The organism is Actinomadura rubrisoli (assembly GCF_004349215.1).
Classification (GTDB): Bacteria; Actinomycetota; Actinomycetes; order Streptosporangiales; family Streptosporangiaceae; genus Spirillospora; species Spirillospora rubrisoli.
Window position 1 is genome coordinate 1 of sequence record NZ_SMKU01000482.1, and the last position, 5,599, is coordinate 5,599.

The 5,599-nt window shown below is 75.7% G+C and carries 4 protein-coding genes and 1 pseudogene; 2 read left to right on the plus strand and 3 right to left on the minus strand.

Going from position 1 to position 5,599, the window contains the following annotated elements; translation table 11 throughout:
• Positions 1-445, plus strand: a pseudogene (locus tag E1298_RS48960) (hypothetical protein); the annotation flags it as partial.
• A gap of 23 nt (positions 446-468) precedes the next feature.
• A complete protein-coding gene (locus E1298_RS43490) occupies positions 469-1,770 on the plus strand; it encodes a polysaccharide biosynthesis protein (protein ID WP_131903236.1) in 1,302 nt (433 codons plus the stop codon).
• Here E1298_RS43490 and E1298_RS43495 read toward each other — a convergent pair.
• From E1298_RS43495 to E1298_RS50950, 3 genes are all read right to left on the minus strand, one after another.
• The gene (locus tag E1298_RS43495; protein ID WP_165975947.1) at positions 1,747-2,706 is read right to left on the minus strand and encodes a sulfite exporter TauE/SafE family protein; all 960 of its coding nucleotides are present in this window, start codon (positions 2,704-2,706) and stop codon (positions 1,747-1,749) included. The two genes, E1298_RS43490 and E1298_RS43495, sit on opposite strands and share 24 nt — an antisense overlap.
• Before the next feature lie 111 nt (positions 2,707-2,817).
• A complete protein-coding gene (gene cysC, locus E1298_RS43500) occupies positions 2,818-4,287 on the minus strand; it encodes an adenylyl-sulfate kinase (RefSeq protein WP_131903237.1) in 1,470 nt (489 codons plus the stop codon).
• Between the two features lie 206 nt (positions 4,288-4,493).
• Positions 4,494-5,468 (minus strand): class I SAM-dependent methyltransferase, encoded by a 975-nt coding sequence (locus E1298_RS50950; RefSeq protein ID WP_243726203.1) that lies wholly within the window; start codon positions 5,466-5,468, stop codon positions 4,494-4,496.
• Positions 5,469-5,599: the final 131 nt, after the last annotated feature.

The following is a 5,599-nucleotide window of genomic DNA, read 5'->3' on the forward strand; positions in this document are numbered from 1 at the left end:
CTCCCCGGCGCCGCCCGTCGACTGGGACCGCGGCAGGCCCCGGGTGAACGGGTCGGGCGCGTCCGGCTCCGGGGCCCCGTCCGGCACCGGGCCGGGCTCCCGGGGATCGCGGAGCGGCGGCAACGGCTCGTCCACTCCGGCCAAGGCGCCGCGCGGCAAGGGCACGCGCGGCAAGCCCCCGCGCGGCGAGGCGCCCCCGCCCGAGCCTGAGAAGGGCCCGGCGGCGCCCCCGTCCGGCCCGGCGCCGCCCGCCGACCCGTGGGCGGACGGCGGCGGCGACCCCACCCGCACCGCCGAGGACCCGGCGTCGCTGCTCGGCGGCAAGGGTTCCGCGTCCGGCAAGCCGTCCTCCGGCAAGCCCGCCTCCGGCACCCCGGAGACGGGCAGCGGGTCGGGCAAGGGAAAAGGCGATTCGTCCCTGATGCACTACGACGTGGACAGGTGACCCAGGCCGCTTCAGGGAGCGGCATGGGCAAGGCCGGCGGGCTCGCCGGGAAGGCGGGCCGGCTGCTGGCATCGGCGGGCGGCGCGGTCACCGTCCAGTTCGTCACGGCGGGCGGAAGCCTGGTCGTGCAGGCGCTGTGCGCCCGGACGGTCGGCCCCTCCGGGTACGGCGCCTACGCGCTGTTCGTCTCCGTCCTCATCATGATCACGGCGGTGCAGACGAGCTGGGTGGGCGACAGCCTCACCGTGTTCGACCGGTTCGACCCGCGGATCCGCGGCGCGCTGCTGCTGTCGGTGGGCATCACGGTCGGCGGGGGCGCGGCGGCGGGCGCGGCCGTCTCCGCGGTGATGGGCCTCGCGGGCGCGGCCGGGATCGGGCTGTTCGCGCTGCTGGTGGCGCTCTGGCTGCTGAACGAGACCGGGCGGCGGATCTTCACCGCCCGGATGGAGTTCTGGCGGCTGGCCCTCAACGACACCTCGTACCTGGTGGTGACGCTCGGGACGCTCGGCGGCGTGCTGGCCCTCGGCGCGGACGCCACGGTGGAGCTGATGCTCGCCGCGATGTGCGCGGGCTGCCTGGTCTCGATCGTGCTCGCCCGGCTCCGGCTGCCCGCCCCCGAGTACGCCCCGGCCCCGCTGCGCGGCACGGCGTTCCGGGAGATCGCCGGGTTCGCCGCGTGGCGGTCGGTGCAGGCGGGGCTGCGGCCCGGCGCGCTGCTGCTCGCCCGCGTCATGATCGCCGCGTTCGCCTCCACCGCCGCCCTCGCCGGGATCGAGGCCGCGCGGCTGCTGCTGGCGCCCGCGCTGACGTTCGTCAACGGCGCGGGCGGGTTCCTGCTCGGCGACTTCGCCCAGGCCGAGCGCTCCGGGCGGCCCATGCCCGCCCGCCGGGCGGTGCGCGTCTGCGTGGTGCTGTCCGCCATCGCGCTGGTGATGAGCCTGTCGGGCATCCTGCTGGTCGACTGGCTCGGCCCGCTGGTGACCGGAGGGTCCTTCAAGGTGGACCGGGTCGCGCTCGTCGGCTGGGGCGTCTACGCGGTCTGCTTCGCCTGCACGCTGCCCTTGGCCAGCCTGGCGACGGCCCGCAAGATGTCCAGGTCGGTGTTCACCGTGCGCGGCGTGGAGAGCGCGGTCGGGCTGCTCGTCCTGCTGGGCCTGCTGGTCGCCGACCCCGGCCACGCGTCCATCGCCCCGTACTGCCTGGGCGCGGGCGGGCTGGTCTCGGCGGCGATGCTGTGGCGGACGCTGCGCAGGACCGACCCGTCCGCCGAGGAGGAGAGACAGGAGCCCGCCGCGCCCCGGTCACGGGACGAGCTGGTCGGCTGACACGTCCTCCCGAACGGCGGCGGGACGTGGCTCGGGCCGGGCCTCCCGGCTGCGCAGGACGAGCCAGACGGCCACGGTCGCGGACGCGAGGACCACCAGGATCCACGCCAGCGGCACCGCGCCCACCCCGAACATCTTCAGCGCCGACGCGACCAGCACCAGCGCCAGCACGCGGCGGATCAGCCCGCCCGGCGCCCGCGAGGAGACCTTCGAGCCGAGGTAGACGCCCGGGACGGAGCCGACCAGCAGCGCCGCGGTCACCTCCATCCGGAAGTCGCCGAACAGCAGGTGGCCCAGCGCGGCCGCGAACACCAGCGGCACCGCCTGGAGCAGGTCGGTGCCGACCAGCTGGTTCGCCTTGAGCGCCGGGTACAGGGCCAGCAGCGCGACGATGATCAGCGAGCCGGAGCCCACCGAGGTGATGCCGACCACCAGGCCGCCCACCAGCCCGACCAGGACGGTCGGCACCGGGCGGATCCGGATCTCGGGCGTCCCGCCGTCCGCCGCGCCCCCCTTCCCGGTGCCACCGCCCGCCGTCCCGGAGCGGCCCCGGTAGGAGAGCCAGCCGCGCACGACCAGCCCGGCGGCCGCGATGAGCAGCGCCACGCCCATCGCCTTGCTGATCACGTCCTCGACCCGGGCGCCGTGGCCGAGCGCGCGGGCGAGCAGGACCCCGGAGAACGCGGCGGGCACCGAGCCGAGGCAGAGCCAGCCCACCAGCCGCATGTTGATCGTGCCCTGCCGGTAGTGGACGGCGCTGCCCACGGGCTTCATCACCGCGGCGGCCACCAGGTCGCTGGAGACGGCCGCGAGCGGGCTGACGCCGAAGAACGTCACGAGCATCGGCGTCATCAGCGCGCCGCCGCCCATGCCGGTCAGCCCGACGACGATGGCGACCAGGAAGGAGCCGAGCGCCATCGTCCAATCGAAGTCCATCGCCATGACCTACCAGCTATGTCGGAAAACTTCCGTACAGCCTAAAGGACGGCACACGGATGGGGTAACCCGGGCGGTAGGGGCAAACGGGTAGGAAGGGGCAGTTCGGGGTTATTCCGGTCGGACCCAGCCGCCCTCCACGAGCAGGTCCAGGACGGCGGCGACCGCGTCCTCCGGCGGCATCCGGGACGTGTCCAGCCTCAGGTCGGCGTCGTCCGGCTCCTCGTACGGGTCGGAGATGCCCGTGAACTCGGGGATCAGCCCCGCGCGGGCCTTGGCGTACAGGCCCTTGCGGTCGCGGCGCTCGCACTCCTCCAGCGGCGTCGCGACGTGCACCAGGACGAAGTCGCCCGAGACCGACACCATGCGCCGCACCTCCGCGCGCGTCGCCGCGTACGGCGCGATCGGCGCGCAGATGGCCACGCCGCCGTGCCGGGTGATCTCGGCGGCGACGAAGCCGATCCGGCGGATGTTCAGGTCGCGGTCGGCGCGGGAGAACGTCAGCCCGGCCGACAGGGTCCGCCGCACCACGTCGCCGTCCAGCAGCGTCACCGTCCGGCCGCCGCGCTCCACCAGCGCGTCGGCCAGGCCGCGCGCGACCGTGGACTTGCCCGACCCCGACAGCCCGGTGAAGAACACCGTGATGCCGCGCGAGCGCTTCGGCGGCCGCGCCAGCGCCAGCTCGGCGGCGACGGCGGGCGGGGTGAACCAGTCGGGCACGGGCTCGCCGGCGTCCAGCAGCTCGCCGAGCCGCTCGGGGGTCAGCTCGGCCTGGACGTGGTCGGGCTCGATGCGCGCGACCGGGCGCCACACCTCCACGTCGGCGTCGTACGCCCACGGCTCGGGGACGACGGGGGGGATCGCGGTGCCCTCCGTCTCCCGCTCGGCGAGCAGGTGGGTGGCGCCGTAGGCGGCGGCGATGTGGGCGTGCAGCAGCACGTCCCGATCCGGGTCGTCGCGGGCGGGCAGCGGCACGGGGACGATCCGCGCGCCCTCGGGCAGCTCCCTGCGCACGGCCAGCAGCGCCCGCACCAGGGACTCGTCGTGCTCGCCGCTCAGCATCGGCAGCACCAGGACCCGGGCGCCGAGCCGCTCGGCGACCTGCCGGAGCTGACCGAGCTGCTTGCGGTGCAGGGGCTCGCGGGTGGCGACCGCGAGGACGGGCCCGTCGGACGGCGGGATCTCCTCGGGACGGCGGCGCAGCCGGTGGAACGGTCCGTGCGCGGGGGAGCGGAGGGCGTCCAGCGGGCCGGCGAGCCGCCATCCCTGGGTCGTCGGGTCCTGCCAGACCTCCGCGACCCGCAGCACGGCGAGCGGCACGCCCTCCGGATCCTGCAGGACGATCCGCTCGTGCGCGGTCAGCTCCTTGGGGACCGCGAGCGTCACCGGGACGGGCCATGGGGTGCCGTCGGAGAGCCGCCCGCCGGCGATCACCATCGCGGCGTCGAACGAGCCGAGGAACCCGGTCAGCGGCCGGTACACACCGGCCAGGAGCAGCTCCAGGTCGGCGAGCTCCACCGCGTCCGGGGTCCAGACGGGCAGGTCGCGCAGCGTGTCGGGAAGGCCGGCTTCGGCGGTCACCGCGGTCTCCGATCCCGCCCGGCGCGCGGCCGGGGCGATCCAGGTCAGTGTCGGGTGGGGGACGGCGCCCCCACGTCCCCGGTCCGGGCACTGGCCGCCGCTCTCCGCTCAGCTGGCACTGCGCGCGAACGCCGGTCAGCCGGGGTTGCCCCAGAAAATACTGTGACCAGGCGGGTCGGCGCATCCCGGCCCCCGGTGCGACCCGGTCAGATGACCCTGGCGAACCGGTTCTCGGGCTTGCGGATGACGAACGTGACCTCGCTGTGGTCTGCGGTGAGGCGTCCCCGGCTGATCGCGGAGACCAGCCGGCAGAGGGCGTCGGCGAGGCCGGTTCCGGCCCCGAGCGCGTCGATGGCCTGCCGCGAGGTGTACTCCTCGGCGACCACGAGACCGCGCATGACGCAGTACCACTGCATGCCCTGCCGGGAGGCCACCCGGTCGTAGAGGGCGGGCGGCGGCTGGGCGGCTCTGGCCCGCCCCGCGCGCGGCTCGGCGTCGTCCCCGGCCCGGCGCCCGCGCCGGCCCGCCGGCATCGGCGCGGGCGCGGGCTGGGACGGATCCGCCTGGGCCTGCGGGTGGGACGGCGGCTGCGGGGCGGCGGACGATGGGCTCACGGAGGCGGCCCCGGGCGGGACGGGACCACTGCCCGCCTCGGCCGCGGGGCCGGCCGCCGCGTACGCGACACGGGCGTGGGCGCCGCGCGGGGCGCGTCCGGGGCGGGCGCGGCGGCGGCGCCCGGAGGCGCGTATCCACCGGGGGAGGTGGCGGTCGAGGAAGCCGTACGCGGTGTTGCGGTCGCGCAGGTGGACGAGCAGCAGGCCGCCGGGTTTCAGCGCGGCGACGAACCGGTCGAGGACGAGCTCGGCGTTCGGGACCCGCTCGACGAGGTAGGAGGCGTGCACCACGTCGTAGGCGCGCGGCGGCATCGGCACCGTGCGCAGGTCGCCCAGGTGCCAGGTGTCGAGGTCGGTGCGCTCGCAGGTGTGGGCGCGCAGCTCCGGGGACTCCAGGTCGACGCCCGTGACCTGGCACTCGCGGTCGCCGAGGTCCAGCCCCCCGCCCCAGCCGCAGCCGGCCTCCAGGATGTGGATCCGCTGCAGGGGCTTCTCTTGGGCGTACTGGCGGGCGCGTTCTGAGAAGAGATCGCCGTCGCTGACCGGCGGCGTACGCAGATCGGTCACAATCTCGCAGCGTAATCGTCCGGCTGCGCTCTGTCCGCTATTTGCCCATTCTTGGCCACCGCCGTGTCGCATCCTGGACGGGCGGTCGCGCCTCGGCGACCGTCCGCGAAGGGCGGGGCGGGGCGCGGCGG

Excerpts from the sequence above, each read along its gene's own strand:
- E1298_RS43490 (WP_131903236.1), top strand. The coding sequence starts at position 469 with ATGGGCAAGGCCGGCGGGCTCGCCGGGAAGGCGGGCCGGCTGCTGGCA.
- E1298_RS43495 (WP_165975947.1), bottom strand. The coding sequence starts at position 2,706 with ATGGACTTCGATTGGACGATGGCGCTCGGCTCCTTCCTGGTCGCCATC.